Raw genomic sequence first — 17,774 nt, 5'->3', positions numbered from 1 at the left:
CCCCCGCGCGGCCGGGATCACCCGGCCCACGGGCTAGCGCCGCAGATGCGACTCGATCACCTCGAGGACGTCCTCGGGGTGGGTGCCGAGATCCCAGCGGCCGAAGATCAACAGCTTCTCGTCGCCGTCGTGGTTCACGTCGAGTTCGAGCATGGGCATCCGGCGGCCGAGCCGCCGGTAGTTCACCACGCGGACCCGCAGCACCTGCTGTGCGCTGTAGCGCTGCGGTCCGGTGAAGCCGTGCACCACGACATGCGCGGGATTGCCCGGTTCAACGGCGAGTCGCGGGCGCTGCCGCAGACCCATGCCGGCCAGGACGAGCAGACCCGCCGCGCCAAGGCCGATCAGCAGTTTGCCGGGGCCGTCATCGGTCAGGATCGCACCGATGACCAGCGCGACTCCGCCGGCCGCGCAGGCGGCCAGGGCGGCGGGGGGTGTGGACCAGGAGAGTGGGGCGGCGGGGTCGAGATCCGTCACGATCCCCAATCCCTCCTCGAGTTGTCCACAAGGTCATCCACAGGTGTGTATGAATAACAACGGTGTAAGGAACTCATCGCCAGCGCATGGTCATGATCAGTCCGACCACCATCAGGCCGAACCCGATCAGGAAGTTCCACGCACCGAGATCGCTCATCCAGCTGATGGACTCCGCGGCCAGGTAGTACACGAGCAGCCACACCAGGCCTGCGAGCATGAAGCCCAGCATGATCGAGACGTACCAGACCGGCGACGGGCCGGCGTGCTTCACCTTGACCGGCGTCCGGCTGGCCGGGTTGACGGTGTAATCGGTCTTCTTCCGGACCTTCGACTTGGGCATGACGTCCTCAATTTCGGCGTGCAGTCTGGCTAAAGGTTATCCCAGGTCACTCGGGGGACCCGCCCCCTAGCCCCCCGGGCGGTATGTCTGCGCGGGCGGCGGCCGGGCTCCGACGAGCCGGGTCGCCACGCGTGCATGACTGTAAACCGGGCGCGGGCCGTGCGCCGAGGTTCCGGGGCGGCGGCAGAGCCATTACTCTCAGGGAATGCGTGTTCTGGTCGTCGACAACTACGACAGCTTCGTGTTCAACCTCGTCCAGTATCTCGGACAGCTGGGGACCGAAGCCGTGGTCTGGCGCAACGACGACCCCCGGCTCGCGGATCTCGAGGCCGTCGCCCGTGATTTCGACGGTGTGCTGATCAGCCCCGGCCCGGGCACCCCCGAGCGCGCGGGGGTGAGCATCGAGCTCGTGCACGCCTGTGCGCGAACCGAAACTCCGCTGCTGGGTGTGTGCCTCGGGCATCAGGCCATCGGCGTCGCGTTCGGCGCGACGGTCACCCGCGCGCCGGAACTGCTGCACGGCAAGACCAGTGACGTCTTCCACGTCGGTGCGGGCGTGCTGGCCGGCCTGCCGGACCCCTTCACCGCCACCCGCTACCACTCGCTGACGGTTCTGGAGGAGACCATGCCGCCGGAGCTGGAGGTGCTGGGCCGCACCGAGTCCGGCATCGTGATGGCCATGCGGCATCGCGACCTGCCCATCCACGGTGTGCAGTTCCACCCGGAGTCGGTGCTCACCCAGGGCGGTCACCGCATGCTCGCCAACTGGCTGGGCGTGTGCGGCGAGCGTCCCGCCGAGGGCCTGGTGCAGACCCTCGAGGCGGAGGTCGCGGCGCTGGTATGAGCGGTCGGGGCCCGGAGGCGCGAGCTTGCGTGCGGCCGCACGTGCTGCTGTCGGTGGCGGTCAGCGTCGACGGCTACATCGACGACGCGTCGCCGAATCGGCTGCTGCTGTCCAATGCCGCCGATTTCGACCGGGTCGACGCGCTGCGCGCCGACTCGGACGCGGTGCTGATCGGCGCCGAGACCCTGCGCCGGGACAACCCGCGGCTGCTGGTTAACAGCCAGGACCGGCGGGTGCGACGGGTCGCGGACGGGAAACCGGAGTATCCGCTGCGCGTCGTCGTCACCGCGAGCGGGAATCTCGATGCGAGCCAGCGCTTCTGGCATCAGGGTGGCGAAAGACTGGTCTACACCACCGATTCCGGAGCGGCGCGCCTCGCGGATCGTTTCGACGGGCCGGCCAAGGTCGTGTCCCTGGGCGCCGTACCGGATTTCGCGGATCTGCTGGACGATCTGGGCAAACGCGGCATCGAGCGCCTCATGGTGGAGGGCGGCGGATCCATCCACACCGCGTTCCTCGCCGCCGGGCTGGCCGACGAGATCCGCATGGCGATAGCGCCCCTGGTGGTCGGCGATCCGGCCGCCCCCCGGTTCCTCCGAAACGCCGAATTCCCCGGCGGTTCCGCGCATCGGATGCAGCTGGCGGACGTGTCCCGGATCGGGGATATCGCACTGCTGCGCTATCTGCCCAAGGAGGACTCGGATGTCTGACGAAACGCGGGGCGATCGCGGCTGGATGCGGCACGCCATCGGCCTGGCGCGCCTGAGTCCGCAGAGCCCGACGGCCTTCTCGGTGGGCGCGGTGATCGTCGGCGCGGACGGCGTGGAGATCTCGCACGGCTGGTCGCGGGAGACCGACGAGAAGGTGCACGCCGAGGAATCCGCGCTGAACAAACTGGATCCCGACGATCCGCGGCTGCCGCACGCCACCGTCTACAGCACCCTGGAGCCCTGCTCGCAGCGCGCCAGCCAGGATCGCGCCCCCTGCACCGATCGCCTGCTGCGCGCGGGCGTCCGCCGCGTCGTCATCGCCTGGCGCGAGCCCGGCACGTTCGTGGTGAACTGCGTGGGTGTGGAGAAACTCCGCGAGCACGGCATCGAGGTGATCGAACTCCAGGACCTGGCCGAGGAAGCCATGTCCATGAACCGCCACCTGCGCCTGTGAGAGAAGGGGCCCGGGACGGATCCCGAACCCCTTCCGCCGGGCTGGTTCTGGTTACCTGCCCCGACTGACAGCTCGAGGTGCTCGAGCTGTCAGTCGACGACCACCGCGTACTGGAACCACCATTCGGTTCCTCCGTCAGCCCTTTTCACCTCGTGGCACGGAGTGTGAGGGTTACGGCCGTTGCTGTTGAGCAGGTCCGCGGCTGTGGTGCATGCACCTTCGGTCGGCCACGGACCCGAAGGACTGTCGTACGGCGTGACGTCTGCCGACGCGGCTCCGGTTCCCCCGATGACCACAGCCGACGTAAGCGCCGCACCAGCTAGAAACTTGATGATCATTTCCCACCCCTGATCTTCTGGATCTTGCACTGGGTCAAGCGTATCCAGAAAAGAGTCATCGGGTCATGGCGGCCCGAGGGACAGGATTCCGGTCGTGATGGTGACGGTCTGGGTCTTGCTGAGGGAGGAGCCCGCGGACGGCTGCTGAGCCAGGATGCGCCCGACATCGCCCGCGTTCAGGGTGCTCTGGGTGTTCTGGCTGATTTGCCCGTTCCAGCCGCGCTGCCGCAGCAGATCCGCTGCCTGCGCCGGCGTGAGTCCGATGACCGAAGGCATGGCGATCTGGTCGCCGCTGGAGACCTTGACGACCACGGTGGAGCCCTTGTCCGCCTGAGTTCGGGCCGCGGGGCTGGTGCTTATCACCGTCCCGGCGGGTTGGCTGCTCGGCACTTCCTCCACCGTGACAGTGAAGCCCGCGCTCACCTCGAGATTGGGTTTCGCGACATCGATCGATTGGCCGACCACATCGGGGACGCTGACCTTCTCCGGCCCGGATCCGAGGGTGATGCTGACCTGTCCGCCGGCGTCGACCTTCTGGGCTTCGCCGGGGATCTGGTTGGTGACCTTGTCCTTGTCCTCGGTGCTGGAGGCTTCGCGTTTGACGTCCGGATTGAGGCGCAGCCCTTGGGAATTGAGCTGCTGTTCGGCCTGCTGCTGGGTGAGCCCTGCCAGTCGCGGCACCGGGACCTGGGACGGACCGGTGGACACCTGCAGGGTGACGGTGCTGCCCTTGTCGACGCGCGACTGCCCGAGCGGCTGGGTGGCGATCACATTGCCGACCGCGACCTTGCCGTCCGGTTTCTCCTGGACCGCGACGCTGAACCCGAGCTTCTCCAGATCCCGTTGCGCCAGTGCGGAGTTCTTGTTCGACAGATCCGGCACGGTGACCTGATCGGGTTTCGAGCCCACGCTGATCAGCGCCCACAGCACGCCGCCCAGCGCCAGCACCACGGCCACCGCCGCGAGGGTGATGAGCACGCCGCGCCGGGAACCGCCACCGCCGCCGGAGTCGACGATCTCCTGTTCGGTGGTGTCGTCGCGGCGCTCGACGGTGCGGTAGCTGCGCGGTGCGGGGCTGTCGTCGTCGAGGAAGCCGTCGCGGTCCTCCTCGGTCATGACGACCGGTGCGGTGGGCTTCTGCCCGCCGAGCACCCGGATCAGGTCGGCGCGCATCTCCGCGGCCGTCTGGTACCGGTTGGCGGGGTTCTTGCTCATCGCCTTGAGCACGACGGAGTCGAGTTCGCGCGGCACGCCCTGATAGACGTGCGAGGGCAGCCGGGGGTCCTCGCGCACGTGCTGATAGGCCACGGCCACGGGCGAGTCGCCGGTGAAAGGCGGTTCCCCGGTGAGGATTTCGAACAGCACACAGCCGACCGAGTACACGTCCGAGCGGGCGTCGACCTGCTCGCCGCGCGCCTGCTCGGGCGAAAGATATTGCGCGGTACCGATAACGGCCGCGGTCTGAGTCATCGGGTTGGAGCTGTCGGCGATCGCGCGCGCGATGCCGAAGTCCATCACCTTCACCGCGCCGGCGCGGTTGATCATGATGTTGGCGGGCTTCATGTCCCGGTGCACGATGCCGTTGCGGTGCGAGAAGTCCAGCGCCGCACACACATCCGCGATGACCTCCATGGCACGCCGGGGCGGCATGGGGCCGTTGCCGCGCACGATGTCGCGCAGGGTGTCGCCGTCGACGTACTCCATCACGATGTACGGCAGTGGGCCGCCGTCGATCTCGGCCTCGCCGGTGTCGTACACCGCGACGATCGCGGGATGGTTCAGCGCCGCCGCGTTCTGCGCCTCGCGCTTGAACCGCAGATAGAACGTGGGGTCGCGGGCGAGGTCCGCGCGCAGCACCTTGATCGCCACATCACGGCCCAGCCGCAGGTCACGAGCCTTGTGCACCTCGGACATGCCGCCGAACCCGATGATCTCACCCAGCTCGTAGCGAGAGCCGAGGTTCTTCGGGGTCGTCATGGCAGTCCTCGGGGGCTGGCTGGGGAGTCGGCGTCGTCGGGCGATACTACGTTTCCACGGGCGCCCGGGATGGCCGGCAATGTCGGTATGTCCCAGGTGGGCTGCGGGAAACGATTGGTGGTCGTCTTCTGCGCCGTGGTCTTCTCGGGCTTGGTGGTCGAGGGTTTCGTCGTCGGCGGCACCGTGGTCGTCGGCGGGACCGTCGTGGTCGGCGGCACCGTCGTCGTGGTCACCGGCGGTTCGGTGGTGGTCGTCGGATCCTCGGTGACGACCGGCGGCGGCACCGGGCGCGCCGTGGTGGTCGGCGGCACGGTGGTGGTCGGCGGGACCACCGGCGGTACGACCACCGCACTGGTGCGGGTGGACGGCGCCGGATCCGAGGAATTGTCGCCCAGCAGCACGAAAGCCGCTGCGGCGCCGAGGATCAGCGCACCCACACCGAGTCCGGCCAGAGCCTTCTGACTGCTGGTGAACCGGCCCTGCTGGGCGGGCGGGACATTGGTCGCGGGGCCGACCGGCACCGGGCCCGCCATGGTGCGCGGACCCTGCAGCAGCGAGGTCGCCGCGGTCGGATCCGGTTGCGGCTGCTGACGCGTCGGCTGCTGCGGGGTCGGATAGCGCATGGTGGCCTGATCGGCGCGGCCGCCGGGAATCACCATGGTCTGCCCGGTCGGCGGCACGATGCGCGCCGACCCGGTCACAGGGATGCCGCCGGGCGGCGTCGGCCGCCGGCCGGCCCGCACCGCGGCCACCGCGTCGGCGAACTCGCCGCCGCTGGTGTAGCGCTGGGTCGGATCCTTGGCCATCGTGATCTCGATCAGCTCACGCACGTTCGGCGGCAGATCGGCGGGCAGCGGCGGCGGGGTCTCCCGCACATGCTTCATCGCCACGGTCAGCGCGCCGTCTCCGGTGAACGGTCGTTCCCCGGCGAGCGCCTCGTAGCCGACCACGCCGAGGGAGTACACGTCCGAGGCGGCGGTGGCGTCCTCGCCGGTGGCCTGCTCCGGCGCGATGTACTGCGCGGTGCCCATCACCATGCCGGTCTTGGTGACCGGGGAGGCGTCCACCACCTTCGCGATGCCGAAGTCGGTGATCTTCACCTGACCGGTCGGCGTCACGAGGATGTTGCCGGGCTTCACATCCCGGTGCACCACACCCGCCGCGTGCGCGACCTGCAGCGCGCGGGCGGTCTGCTCCAGCATGTCCAGACCCTGTGCGACCGACAGCCTGTTGAGCCGGCTGAGCACCGCGTTGAGCGGTTCACCCGACACCAATTCCATTACCAGATAGGCGGTTTCGCCGCCGCTGGGGTCCAGGGTTTCGCCGTAGTCGTAGATTCCGGCGATGCCCGGATGGTTCAGCTGTGCGGTCGTCCTCGCCTCGGTACGGAACCGATGACGGAAGGTCGGGTCGGCGGAGAACTCCGCCTTGAGCACCTTCACCGCGACCCGTCGATCGAGCCGGGTGTCCAGCGCTTCCCAGACCTGTCCCATTCCACCGGTGGCGATCAGCCGCTGCAGCCGGTACCGATCCGCGATCATCGCACCGTTGTTCAGCATTCGAGACCTCGTCTACCTTGCACGTCCATATCGTCAGCTCCCCAGTCCGGCATCCAGGACCGCGCGCGCGACGGGCGCGGCGACCGATCCACCGGTGGCGGCCAGCGCCCGGTCTCCGCCGTTCTCGACGATCACCGCGATCGCGATCTTCGGGTTCTGCGCGGGCGCGAAAGCGATGTACCACGCGTGCGGCGGGGTATTGCGCGGATCTTCACCGTGTTCGGCGGTCCCTGTCTTCGAGGCGATCTGGTAGGCGCGCTGCTGGGTGCCGCCCTGGGTGTTCTTCTCCGATTCGATCATCAGATTGGTCAGCTGCGAGGCCACCGGCGCGGTGATCGCCTGCCCGACCGAGGTCGGTTTGACGGTCTCCAGCGTGGTCAGATCGGGGGCCTGCAATTGATCGACCAGATGAGGTTGCATGCGGACGCCGCCGTTGGCGACCGTCGCCGCGATGACCGCGTTGTCCAGCGGAGTGAGCGCCACATCGCGCTGCCCGATGCTGCTCTGCCCGAGGGCCGCGGCACTGGGAATGGTGCCGACAGTGCTGTCCGCCCACGGAATCGGAATGTTCGGATGCTGGCCGATGCCGAACGCGGCGGCCTCGTCCTTGAGTTTCGCTGCCCCCACCTTGATACCGAGTTCCACGAAAGCCGTGTTACACGAGTACTTGAAGGCGTCGGTCAGCGACGCGGTCGCGCCGTCACCGGGACCGCAGTGGCTGCCGTTGTAGTTCTCCAGCGTGGTGCTGGTGTCCGGCAACGTGATTCGCGACGCCGCGGTGAGCTGATCCTCCGGCTTCGCGATCCCGTTCGAGAGCGCGGCGGCGGTCGTCACCACCTTGAAGGTGGAACCGGGCGGATAGGTCTGCGAGACAGCGCGATTGAGCATCGGCTGCCGCGCGTCGGCCTGCAGTTGGTCCCAGGCCTGGGTGGCGCGCGCGCCGTCGTGACCCGATAGCAGGTTCGGATCGTACGAAGGCGTCGAGACCATGGTCAGGATGCGGCCGGTGCTCGGCTCGATGGCCACCACGGAACCGGTGTACCCCTTGGCGGTCAGCTGTTCGTAGGCGACCTTCTGCATGGCCGGGTTGATGGTGGTGATCACGTTGCCGCCGCGCGGATCCCGGCCCGAGACCATATCGATCAGGCGTCGCCCGAACAGCTGGTTGTCCGACCCGTTGAGCACCGAATCCTCGGCGTGCTCCAGGCCGGTGCTGCCGTACTGCATCGAGTAGAAGCCGGTCGCCGGGGCGTACGCCATCGGATCGGTCGGGTAGGTGCGCAGGTACTTGTAGCGGTCGTCGGTGGAGACCGAGCTCGCGAGAACCGTTCCCTGCGCGGAGATCTGGCCGCGCTGGCGGGCGTACTCGTCCAGCAGCACGCGCACGTTGCGGGGATCGTTGCGCAGGCTGTCGGCCTTGCCGAACGGCCCGATCTGCACCTGCACGTAGGTGGCGTTGGCCAGCAGCGCCAGGATCATCACCATGACCGCCATGGCCACCCGGCGAAGAGGTGTGTTCACGCGACACCCCCCTTGGGTTTGCGCACCAGCTCGGTCGGCGCGTCCGCGAGTGGCTCCGGGGCCCGCTTGCGGACCGGGGCCGGCGCGCGCGCCGCGTCGGACACCTTGATCAATAGCGCCAGCAGCGCGTAGTTGGCCAGCAGCGAGGAGCCGCCGTAGGACATGAAGGGCGTGGTCAGACCGGTCAGCGGAATCAGTTTGGTGACACCGCCGACCACCACGAACAGCTGGATCGCGATGGTGAAGGACAACCCCGCGGCCAGCAGCTTGCCGAAGCTGTCGCGGACCGCCAGCGCGGTGCGCAGACCACGGATCACGAACACGCAGAACAGCATCAGCAGCGCGGTGAGCCCGATCAGGCCGAGCTCCTCGCCGATCGCGGAGATGATGAAGTCGGTCTTGGCGAACGGCACCTGCGAGGGCCGGCCGCTACCCAGCCCGGTGCCCGCCAGACCGCCCGTCGCCAGGCCGAACAGCGACTGCCCGATCTGGTAGCCGGTGTTGCTGTAGTCGTCGAACGGGTGCAGCCAGGTGGACACGCGCACCCGCACATGCCCGAAAGCCTGGTAGGCGAACACGAATCCGATCGACAGCAGGCCCAGGCCGACCACGACCCAGCCCACCCGCTCGGTCGCGATGTAGAGCATCACCAGCACCGTGCAGAAGATCAGCAGCGAGGTGCCCAGATCCTTCTCCAGCACCAGCACGCCGATGCAGACCAGCCACACCACCAGGATCGGGCCCAGGTCCCGGGCCCGCGGCAGCTCCATGCCGAACATGTGCTTGCCCGCGGCGGTGAACAGATCGCGCTTGGCGACCAGGACGCCCGCGAAGAATATGATCAGCAGGATCTTCGCGAACTCACCCGGCTGCATGCTGAAGCCCGGCAGCCGAATCCAGATCTTCGCGCCGTTCACCTGAGAGAACCGGTCCGGCAGCAGCGCCGGGATGGCCAGCGCGATCAGACCCACGAGGCCGAGCGTGTACGCGTACCGCGCCAGGGTGCGGTAGTCGCGCAGCGCGATCAGCAGGGCCATGAAAACCACCATCCCCAGCCCCGTCCACAGCACCTGCTGGTTGGCGTCGGGGGAGGGGATGGGCGAGGAGGCGAACTCGGCGTCCTGCGCCTCGGCGAGATCGAGCCGGTGGATGAGCACCAGCCCGACCCCGTTGAGCAGGGCCACGATCGGTAGTAGGAGCGGATCGGCGAACGGCGCGAAACGCCGCACCGCCAGATGCGCCACCCCGAACAGGGCCAGATAGGCCGTGCCCAGTTTGGCGATCTCCCACGTGATCGACTGTTCCTGACTGGCTTCCACCAGTACCAGCGACACCGTCGTCACCACCGCCGCCAGCCCGAGCAGCAGCAATTCCACATTGCGCCGGGTGGACGGCGGGGGCGCGGGAGCGAATCCGCCCGGGGGGCTGGGAAAGGCCCCAGCGGACGGTGGCGCTGGTGCGGACATCAGTCCGCCGTCCTGCAGTTCTGCCCCGGGATCTGCGGTGCCGTCGTGGTGGTGGAGGGGGTGGAAGGCGGTGTCAGCGTGTGGTTCTCGCCGCTCGGCGCGGTACCGCCGGTGGGCGCCGCGGGTGTGGTGACGGGAGCCGGGCTGTTCGGATCGCCGGCGGGCGGAGTGGTCGGCTGTGGTTGCGGCTGCGGCTTCTCGCACGCGGGCAGCAACTCGCTCTGGGCGAGCTTCTGCATCTGGGTGCGCGCATCCTCGCGCGACCCCGGCGGGAGGCCCTTGTCGACCGAATCACGGCCGCTGGGACGGAGATCCTTCAGCAACAGTTCACGGCAGCCGGCCGGGAACGACTCGTCGATGCCGAGCAGCTTCAGTTCACCGGCCCGGGTGACACAGCCGATCTGATCCACGTCGCGGATCGAATAGCCCAGCACCGAACCGGGCAGGCCGCGCAGGACCACCACCCGATCGTTCTCGGCGCCGACGTAGTAGTTGCTGCGAATCATGTTGTAGCCCACCGTGAGCCCGGCGCCGATCGCCACCAGCAGGGCCAGTGACAGGGCCAGCCAGCGCAGCTTGTGGCTCTTCTTCGGCGGTTCGGGCTCCGGTTGCGCGACCGCGCGCCGGGGCGCGGCGCGCGGTGGCCGCATGGCCGCGGCGCGTCCGGCCGCCGTGTTCGGCGGGGGAGTGTCCTCGTCCTCGCCGGAGGCGGCACCCGCGACGATGGGGTGGGACTGGCCGTAGTCCAGATCGATGACATCCGCCACCACGACCGTCACATTGTCGGGACCGCCACTGCGCAGGGCCAATTCGATGAGACGGTCGGCCGCCTCGTCGGTGCTGCCCTCGCGCATGGTATTCGCGATCGTCTCGTCGCTGACCACATCCGAGAGCCCGTCCGAGCACAGCAGATAGCGGTCCCCGGCCCGAGCCTCGCGCACCACCAGGGTGGGGTCGATCTCGTTGCCGGTCAGCGCGCGCATGATCAGCGAGCGTTGCGGATGGGTGTGCGCCTGCTCGGGTGTGATCCGCCCCTCGTCGACCAGCGACTGCACGAAGGTGTCGTCGCGGGTGATCTGGGTGAGCTCACCGCCCCGGAGCATGTAGGCGCGGGAATCGCCGATATGGGCGAGGCCGAGTTTGCGACCCGCGAACAGGATGGCGGTGAGCGTGGTGCCCATGCCGTCGAGTTCGGGCTCTTCTTCGACCTGATCGGCGATGTGCGCGTTGCCTTCGTGCACGGCCCGATTCAACTTGCCGAGCAGATCGTCGCCCGGTTCGTCGTCGTCGAGGTGCGCGAGCGCCGCGATCATCAGTTGGGAGGCGACTTCACCGGCGGCGTGGCCGCCCATGCCGTCCGCCAGCGCGAGTAGGCGCGCACCGGCGTAGACGGAGTCCTCGTTGTTGGCTCGGACGAGACCGCGGTCGCTGCGCGCTGCGTAGCGGAGAACGAGTGTCACGATCGCAGCTCGATCACGGTCTTGCCGACACGGACCGGTGTACCGAGTGGAACTCGAACCGGGGTGGTGACCTTCGACCTGTCGAGGTAGGTCCCATTGGTGGAACCGAGATCCTCGACGTACCAGTCCTCACCGCGCGGGGAGAGCCGCGCATGTCGTGTGGAGGCGTAGTCGTCGGTGAGGACCAGCGTGGAGTCGTCCGCGCGCCCGATCAGCACCGGCTGCGCGCCGAGTGAGATTCGAGTGCCGGCGAGTGAACCCTGAGTCACCACGAGATATTTGGCGCCCTTCTGGCCCCGGCGAAAAGATGGAAGCACCGCGGAACCGCCTGCGGCCCGCGGAGCGACACGAAGGCCGGATGCCGCGTAGATATCGCTGCGAAGGGTCCGGAGCACCGCCCACACGAACAGCCACAACAGCAGTAGGAACCCCGCGCGGGTCAATTGCAGGATCAGTCCCTGCACGGCGTTCCACCTCCTGTTTCGACCGTGTCGTAGGTACGGGCTGTCGTTCGGAGAAGGCTCCGTGACCCCCAACCGGCTTGCTGGTCAGCGCGACCGGCTACCACCGCGAGTGTTGGCAGCATCATAGGGCCGTAGACCGGTTGCGATCACGATACGACCGAGGAATCTCGTGCCATATCGTGACCTGCATCGCGAGCTTACGGGATCAGACGATCCGGATCAGGATCTCGGAATGTCCGGCGCGGATGACATCCCCATCGGCCAATTGCCAGTCCTGGACGGGCGACCCGTTGACCAGCGTGCCATTGGTCGAACCGAGGTCCGAGAGCATCGCGGTCTGGCCGTCCCAGCGAACTTCGATGTGCCGCCGGGAGACTCCGGTGTCGGGCAGGCGGAAGTGCGCGTCCTGGCCGCGGCCGATGATGTTGGATCCCTCACGCAACTGGTAGGTCCGGCCGGAGCCGTCGTCCAGCTGCAGGGTGGCCGAGTAGCCGGAGCCGCTGCGCGCGGGCGGCGCGGCGTAGCCCTGCTGCTGCCCGTAGCCCGGCTGGCCGTAGCCCTGCTCGTCGGCGTAGCCGGCCTGGTCGGAGTACTGGTCGTAACCGGCGCCCGGCTGGCCGTAGCCCTGGTCCGCGTAGCCCTGCTGGCCGCTCTGCTGCCCGTAGCCCGCGCCCGGCTGCTGGCCGTAGCCCTGGTCCGCGTAGCCCGGCTGCCCGTACCCCGCACCCTGCTGGCCGTAGCCCTGATCGGCATAGCCCTGCTGCTGGCCGTAGCCCTGGTCCGCGTAGCCCTGGTCCGCGTAGCCCTGGTCGGCATAGCCGCCCTGCTGGCCGTAGCCCTGGTCCGCGTAGCCCGGCTGCTGGCCGTACGCCTGATCGGGCGCGCTGTACCCGGGCTGCTGCCCGTAGCCGCCCTGGTCGGCATAGCCCGGCTGCTGGCCGTAGCCCTGCTCGGCGGGCGCCTGGTAGTCGTACCCGTTCTGGTAGTCACCGCCGTAGCCCTGCTCGGCGGGGGCCGCGTAGCCGCCCTGATCGGGGTACTGCTGCGCGCCGCCCTGACCGTACTGGTCGTAGCCCTGCTGGCCCGGGCGTCCTCCGGGCGGGGGCGCATACCCGCGGCCTCGGGGATCGGACTCCGCGGGCTCACGGCTTGGGTCGTAGCCTGAGTTCTGCGTCATGGGGCCAGCTCCTGGTTGCGGGTTGGGTCGTTGTGGGCGTTCAGGCCCCGGTGACGAGCCGGGCGGGCGGGCGGCGCCTCCCGCGTCCGGATCGACTCGGCCGCGTGTCCTGAACTGTCCGGTGTGCAGCGTAGGGGATGCCTCGAACTCCACGTGCACTTCGCCGTAGGTCTGCCATCCTTGTTCGCGGATGTAGTCCTGGAGATGTTTGGCGAACGCACGCACCGTGAGCTCGTGATCTGCTTGTCCCTCGCCTTGAACCAGCTGCCCGAGGTCGGACTCGTTGATGGTGATGACATAGCTGTTGGGAGCCAGCAGATGCCCCCCGCCGACATCCTGGACGTGATCGGTGGCCTCGCGCTGCAGGGCCGCCTCCACCTCCTGTGGCACGACGCTACCGCCGAATACGCGCGCGAACACGTCCCCGACCGCACCCTGGAGACGGCGTTCGAACCGGGAAACGATCCCCATGCCCCCTCCTTTCGGGTACGTCGCTCTCCCTGAAAAAGCGTTCGCGTGTCGTGGTCTGTTAACGCCGTGGCTTGTCCGTTGCAGACATGGACGGCCGTCCTATACAGCGACACGCGAGCATGGCGTGTCGCCGCAGGGACACGGTGATTGCATGATATCCACGATCGTCCACACCTGTAACTCCCGGAAACGGGTCGAGGTTCCCGGGCGCGGATATCGCGCCCCCACGGGCGCGGCGCAAGTGCGTAACGGCCGGTAACCAGGCGATTTCGTTTTGGCGCGCACGCCGTGATAAGTTTTTCGAGTCGCTCGGGCGAGTGGCGGAATGGCAGACGCGCTGGCTTCAGGTGCCAGTGTCCGTAAGGACGTGGGGGTTCAAGTCCCCCTTCGCCCACTCAGAACAGAAGGCCTGCTCCGGAATCCGGAGCGGGCCTTTTTTCGTATCCGGAGTTCCTCCGATGCGGCGGTCGCCCGACTCGCGGCCGGCCGATGTGCGGCTGCGCACGGCGTCGCCGGGGTCATGGCCGCCGTCCGCTCAGTGGGACGGTGGAATCCCCAGGTCACGGGCAGTGTGACGAAGATCGCAGGGATGATGGTGAACTCCTCGGCCGGAGCGTTGCCGGGCGCCTTCGCAGGGGCTTACAGGGGACTGAATTCGTTTGCCGGAAGATGCCGCAACAGGTATGCGACCGATTTTCATTGACCATTGCCTGACGGCCGTTTGGACAAAACCACATCAAACAAACTTGGGGTTTGTTTGATGTGAGGCGATCGCCGGGCAATGAGGGTCAGATGGGACGAAACGCCAGCTTAACGTGGGTTGAACCGGTGGTGTCGGCTTATCGCGGAAGTGTCCGGCAAACCGTTCCGGGGGAGTCGCGGCGTGAGGGAGGCGGCGCGTCGAAACGGGTCTCGGCACCCGGCCGACGGGACCGTTTCGGGCCGCTCGGCAGACCCTCCGCAAAGCGGAAGCTGGAAATTAACGACCTTGTCGGGTTCCCCACGGGGACGGCGTGTTTCACCTGGTGGCGTTATACGCCCGCCCCGCAAGTCGGAGGTTGCGTAGCCATAACGATTGTGTAGAGTCATCGGCAACGCTGGCCGCAGCTGAGCCGGACTCGCTGCGGCCAGTGGATATCAACTTTCGAGTGCAGTGCGACTAGGTCGCCACGCTCGCAACGGGTTCCGAGGGAACCTTCGCCGCCCGGTAGCTCGTCATGTGCTCACCGGGACCGCTCGCCTCGAGTTCCTGCTGTTCCTGCTGCGCCAGCACCACGCGCCGCCCTCGGCCGAATACGTAGACCAGGAAACCGATCTCGGCCAGCGCCCCCACGCCGATCCGCGCGGCGGTCGGCAACGTGCTGGGCGTCACGAAACCCTCCAGGAATCCCGACACCAGCAGCACCCCGACCAGACCCGATGCGATCGCCGCGGTGGTGCGGCCCTGCCGGGCCAGGGCCTGCGCCCGGCCCTCGCGGCCCGGATCGATCAGCGTCCAGCCGAGTTTCAGCCCCGCGCCGCCTGCCACGAAAATGGCGGTCAGCTCCAGCATTCCGTGCGGCAGGATGTAGCCGAAGAAGCTGTCCAGCCGTCCCGCGTCGGCCATCAGCCCGGCGCTCACGCCCAGATTGAGGCCATTCATGAGGATGACCCACACCGCGGGCAGGATGAGCACTCCGGTGAACAGCGCCATGGCCGCCACCCACGCGTTGTTGGTCCACACCTTGGCGGCGAAGGCCTGGTGCGAGTGTTCGAAGTAATAGGTCTCGAATTCGCCACCGGGCCGGGTCAGCCGATCGGTATCGGTGTCCAGGCCCAGATGCCGTCGCGCCGACTCCGATTCGGCCACCCAGGCGGCCAGCGCGGTGGACCCCGCCAGGAACACCGCCGCCACCGACACCCACCACGGCCACGCGCGGTACACCGCCGCCGGGAAGGTGTGGGTGAGGAAACGGCCGATCTCGCGCCAGGTGTCCTGCTGCGCGCCGAGTGCGCGTCCCCGGGCCCTGGTGAGAATCGCCGACAGGCCCGCCACGATCTCCGGATCGCCCTTGCGGGACTGCAACCGAGCCAGCTGCTGCGAGGTCAGCCGGTACAGCCGCACCAGTTCGTCGGACTCCGCGCCGGTCAGCTTCTTGCGGCGCGAGGCCAGGTGGTCGAGCCGGTCCCATGCGGGCCGGTGCACGTAGGTATATGCGTCCAGATCCATCGGTTGCCTTCCTGCGCCTCGACTCGGAAGAATGCTAACCGCCCCCCACCAGGAGAGACATGGCGCTTTTCACCACCGGCGAAGCAGTCGCCGTAGAACTGCCGCTCGCGCGGATCCCCACCAGGGCCGCGGCGTTCGTGCTCGACCTGGTCATCCAGGCGATCGTTGCCCTGGTGCTGCTGTTCGTCATCGAGATGACATTGGCCTCGATGGACGCGGATTCGGCCTGGCGCGATGCCGCGGTGCTGGTGGCGGTGGTGACCGCGCTGATCGGCTATCCGGTGCTCTGGGAGACGTTTTCGCGCGGGCGCTCGGTCGGGAAGCTGGCGTTCGGGCTGCGCGTGGTGCGCGCGGACGGCGGTCCGGTGTACTTCAAGCACGCGGTCACCCGCGGACTCGCCGGGATCGTCGACTTCTGGATCCTGGGCACCGGGCTGATCGCCATCGTGGTCTCGCTGTGCTCGCCGACCGGTCGCCGGGTCGGGGACGCACTGGCGGGCACCGTGGTGGTCCACGACCGCGGCCGCCTGCCCTGGCCCGCGCTGGCCGCCCCGCCGCCGTGGCTGGCGGGCTGGGCACGGCAGCTGGATCTGTCGGGGGTCTCGGACGAACAGGCATCGGCGGTGCGGGGCTATCTGCTGCGCTTCCGTACCCTCACCCCCGCGGTGCAGGATCAGCTGGGCCGCACGCTGGTCATCACCGTGTGCACGCAGCTGAACGTGCCGCCGCCCAACGGATATCCGCCGGTGCACATTCTGGGTGCGGTGCTGGCCGAGCGGCAGCGCCGGGCGTTCCCGTCACAGCGGCGACCGAACGCCGAGGGGCACTCGGACAACGGCTATCGGCGACCGGCTGCCTGATCCGCCGGTGATGCCCGGCATCGGGGTCGGCGGTTCGGTCCGGTCGCCGGGATCGGGTGCCCGGTCGGCAGCCGGCACCGATAGGGACGAGCAGTCGCGCCCGGGGCGATGACGCGTGCCGGAGTGCGGCACCGGGGATTACAGCTGTCCGATCACAGCGCGCCGGTGTGCTTGAGTTCGAGGTATTCGTCGGCCAGGGCTTCGGGGAGATCCTCCGGCGCGGCGGTGATGACGCGGACCCCGGTGCGGCGCAGCGTTTCCCGGGCGACGGCCTGTTCGTTGAGGATGTTCTCGGCGGCGGCCGCGGTGAACAGGTCACCGGTGCGCCGGGCGGCCGCGGCGGTCACCTCCGGGTCGGTGACCGCGACGACCAGCACCCGGTGGCGTTCGGCCAGCACGGGCAGGACCGGCATCAGGCCCTCCTGCACGGTGGCGGCGTCCAGATGGGTGAACCAGACCACCAGGCTGCGGCGGCGGGCGCGCTGCAGGGTGGTGCGCAGCAGGCCCTGATAGTCGGTGTCGACCAGGTTCGGCGTGACCCCGGCGAGTGCGTGCATCAGCTTGAGCTGCAGGCGTTTTCCGCCGAGACCGCGCACCTCGGCGCGCAGCGTGCGATCGAACGCGAGCAGGTCCACCGAATCGCCGCCGGACGCGGCCAGCCCGCCCAGCAGCAGCGCCGCCTCGATGGTGGCGTCGAGCCGAGTGCCGTTGCCGACCCGGCCCGCGCTGACCCGCCCGGTGTCCAGCAGCATCACCACGTGCCGATTGCGCTCGGGCCGCCAGGTGCGGACCAGGACGTCGTTGGCGCGGGCGGTGGCGCGCCAGTCGATGGTGCGCACGTCGTCACCCGCGACATACTCACGGAAGGAATCGAATTCGGTGCCCTGCCCGCGACTCGTGGTGGTGTTGCGACCCTCGAGGTGTTGCAGCTGTTTGACTTTCGAGGCCAGCAGTCGCTCGCTGCGGAACGGCGGCAGCGCGCGCAACCGGGCCGGCACCTCGCGCCGCACCTGGCGTCCGGCCACCCCCAGTGGTCCGAGCAGGCGCACGGTCACCGGACCCGCCACCCGGTCCCCGCGATAGGCCGGGGTGAGTTCGGTGTGCAGCCGAATCCTGGTGTTGGGCGGCAGATCCAGTGCATGGGTGCGGCCGCGCGCGTGCGCGCTGGGCGGCCAGTCGTCCCACAGCTGCCCGTGCACGGTGCGCGCACCGGTATTGAGCACCGAGAGCTCCACCTCGATGGCCCGCCCGCTGCGCACGGTGGTCAGCGGCGCTCGCGAGATGTCCAGGGCCCGTGCGCCTTGACCCAGCGCGACCAGATCCGCGCACACCAGCGCCGCGAGCAGGCCGGTGGCCAGCGCCACGCCGGCCCACGACGGCATGACCAGCGCGACGAAAAGGGCCGCTGCGCCCGCCGCGAGGGCCAGGCGGCCGGTGACGATCACGG

General features: G+C 68.7%; 15 protein-coding genes and 1 tRNA gene. 5 read left to right on the top strand and 11 right to left on the bottom strand.

Going from position 1 to position 17,774, the window contains the following annotated elements:
• Positions 1 to 33: 33 nt before the first annotated feature.
• Positions 34 to 477, bottom strand: a complete 444-nt coding sequence (locus tag NJ1_RS20345) for a PH domain-containing protein (RefSeq protein ID WP_067696843.1) — start codon at positions 475 to 477, stop codon at positions 34 to 36.
• 73 nt (positions 478 to 550) lie between these two features.
• Positions 551 to 817 carry a cell division protein CrgA gene (gene crgA / locus NJ1_RS20340; RefSeq protein WP_067696676.1) on the bottom strand — a complete coding sequence of 89 codons (267 nt, stop codon included), beginning with the start codon at positions 815 to 817 and terminating at the stop codon, positions 551 to 553.
• A gap of 205 nt (positions 818 to 1,022) precedes the next feature.
• Between crgA and NJ1_RS20335 the strand changes: the two genes are divergently transcribed.
• Genes NJ1_RS20335 through NJ1_RS20325 form a run of 3 tightly spaced genes read left to right on the top strand, consistent with a single transcriptional unit; the run spans position 1,023 to position 2,825 of the window.
• Positions 1,023 to 1,661: an aminodeoxychorismate/anthranilate synthase component II gene (locus tag NJ1_RS20335; protein WP_067696673.1), complete on the top strand. Its 639-nt coding sequence runs from the start codon at positions 1,023 to 1,025 to the stop codon at positions 1,659 to 1,661.
• Entirely contained in the window at positions 1,658 to 2,371 is a 714-nt protein-coding gene (locus NJ1_RS20330) for a RibD family protein (RefSeq protein WP_067696670.1), read from the top strand. The genes NJ1_RS20335 and NJ1_RS20330 overlap by 4 nt, the downstream gene beginning before the upstream one ends.
• On the top strand, positions 2,364 to 2,825 hold the full coding sequence (locus tag NJ1_RS20325) for a dCMP deaminase (protein ID WP_067696667.1): 462 nt from the start codon (positions 2,364 to 2,366) through the stop codon (positions 2,823 to 2,825). The genes NJ1_RS20330 and NJ1_RS20325 overlap by 8 nt, the downstream gene beginning before the upstream one ends.
• A gap of 401 nt (positions 2,826 to 3,226) precedes the next feature.
• Here the strand turns inward: NJ1_RS20325 and pknB are convergent, their stop codons facing one another.
• The 7 genes from pknB to NJ1_RS20290 form a co-directional block, all read right to left on the bottom strand.
• Positions 3,227 to 5,140 (bottom strand): Stk1 family PASTA domain-containing Ser/Thr kinase, encoded by a 1,914-nt coding sequence (gene pknB, locus NJ1_RS20320; RefSeq protein WP_067696664.1) that lies wholly within the window; start codon positions 5,138 to 5,140, stop codon positions 3,227 to 3,229.
• On the bottom strand, positions 5,137 to 6,699 hold the full coding sequence (locus tag NJ1_RS20315; protein ID WP_067696661.1) for a serine/threonine-protein kinase: 1,563 nt from the start codon (positions 6,697 to 6,699) through the stop codon (positions 5,137 to 5,139). Before NJ1_RS20315 ends, pknB begins: the two co-directional genes overlap by 4 nt.
• Before the next feature lie 33 nt (positions 6,700 to 6,732).
• Entirely contained in the window at positions 6,733 to 8,220 is a 1,488-nt protein-coding gene (locus NJ1_RS20310; RefSeq protein ID WP_067696658.1) for a peptidoglycan D,D-transpeptidase FtsI family protein, read from the bottom strand.
• Positions 8,217 to 9,686: an FtsW/RodA/SpoVE family cell cycle protein gene (locus NJ1_RS20305; protein WP_067696656.1), complete on the bottom strand. Its 1,470-nt coding sequence runs from the start codon at positions 9,684 to 9,686 to the stop codon at positions 8,217 to 8,219. The genes NJ1_RS20310 and NJ1_RS20305 overlap by 4 nt, the downstream gene beginning before the upstream one ends.
• A complete protein-coding gene (locus NJ1_RS20300) occupies positions 9,686 to 11,146 on the bottom strand; it encodes a PP2C family protein-serine/threonine phosphatase (protein WP_067696653.1) in 1,461 nt (486 codons plus the stop codon). Before NJ1_RS20300 ends, NJ1_RS20305 begins: the two co-directional genes overlap by 1 nt.
• The gene (locus NJ1_RS20295) at positions 11,143 to 11,610 is read right to left on the bottom strand and encodes an FHA domain-containing protein FhaB/FipA (protein ID WP_067696651.1); all 468 of its coding nucleotides are present in this window, start codon (positions 11,608 to 11,610) and stop codon (positions 11,143 to 11,145) included. Before NJ1_RS20295 ends, NJ1_RS20300 begins: the two co-directional genes overlap by 4 nt.
• A gap of 205 nt (positions 11,611 to 11,815) precedes the next feature.
• Positions 11,816 to 13,258 (bottom strand): FHA domain-containing protein, encoded by a 1,443-nt coding sequence (locus NJ1_RS20290; RefSeq protein WP_067696646.1) that lies wholly within the window; start codon positions 13,256 to 13,258, stop codon positions 11,816 to 11,818.
• Between the two features lie 311 nt (positions 13,259 to 13,569).
• Here NJ1_RS20290 and NJ1_RS20285 point away from each other — a divergent pair.
• Positions 13,570 to 13,652: transfer RNA gene (locus tag NJ1_RS20285), tRNA-Leu, on the top strand.
• Between the two features lie 765 nt (positions 13,653 to 14,417).
• Here the strand turns inward: NJ1_RS20285 and NJ1_RS20280 are convergent.
• Positions 14,418 to 15,467, bottom strand: coding sequence for a stage II sporulation protein M (locus NJ1_RS20280; protein WP_067696643.1), 1,050 nt, complete (start codon positions 15,465 to 15,467; stop codon positions 14,418 to 14,420).
• A gap of 59 nt (positions 15,468 to 15,526) precedes the next feature.
• On the opposite strand from NJ1_RS20280, the gene NJ1_RS20275 reads away from it, so the two are divergent.
• Entirely contained in the window at positions 15,527 to 16,327 is an 801-nt protein-coding gene (locus NJ1_RS20275; protein WP_067696641.1) for an RDD family protein, read from the top strand.
• A 152-nt stretch (positions 16,328 to 16,479) separates the two neighbouring features.
• Here NJ1_RS20275 and NJ1_RS20270 read toward each other — a convergent pair whose 3' ends face one another.
• The gene (locus NJ1_RS20270; RefSeq protein ID WP_067696638.1) at positions 16,480 to 17,772 is read right to left on the bottom strand and encodes a DUF58 domain-containing protein; all 1,293 of its coding nucleotides are present in this window, start codon (positions 17,770 to 17,772) and stop codon (positions 16,480 to 16,482) included.
• Positions 17,773 to 17,774: the final 2 nt, after the last annotated feature.

The organism is Nocardia jejuensis NBRC 103114 (assembly GCF_001613145.1).
In the GTDB taxonomy this organism is placed as follows: Bacteria; Actinomycetota; Actinomycetes; order Mycobacteriales; family Mycobacteriaceae; genus Nocardia; species Nocardia jejuensis.
This window is presented reverse-complemented; position numbering and strand designations above follow the sequence as displayed.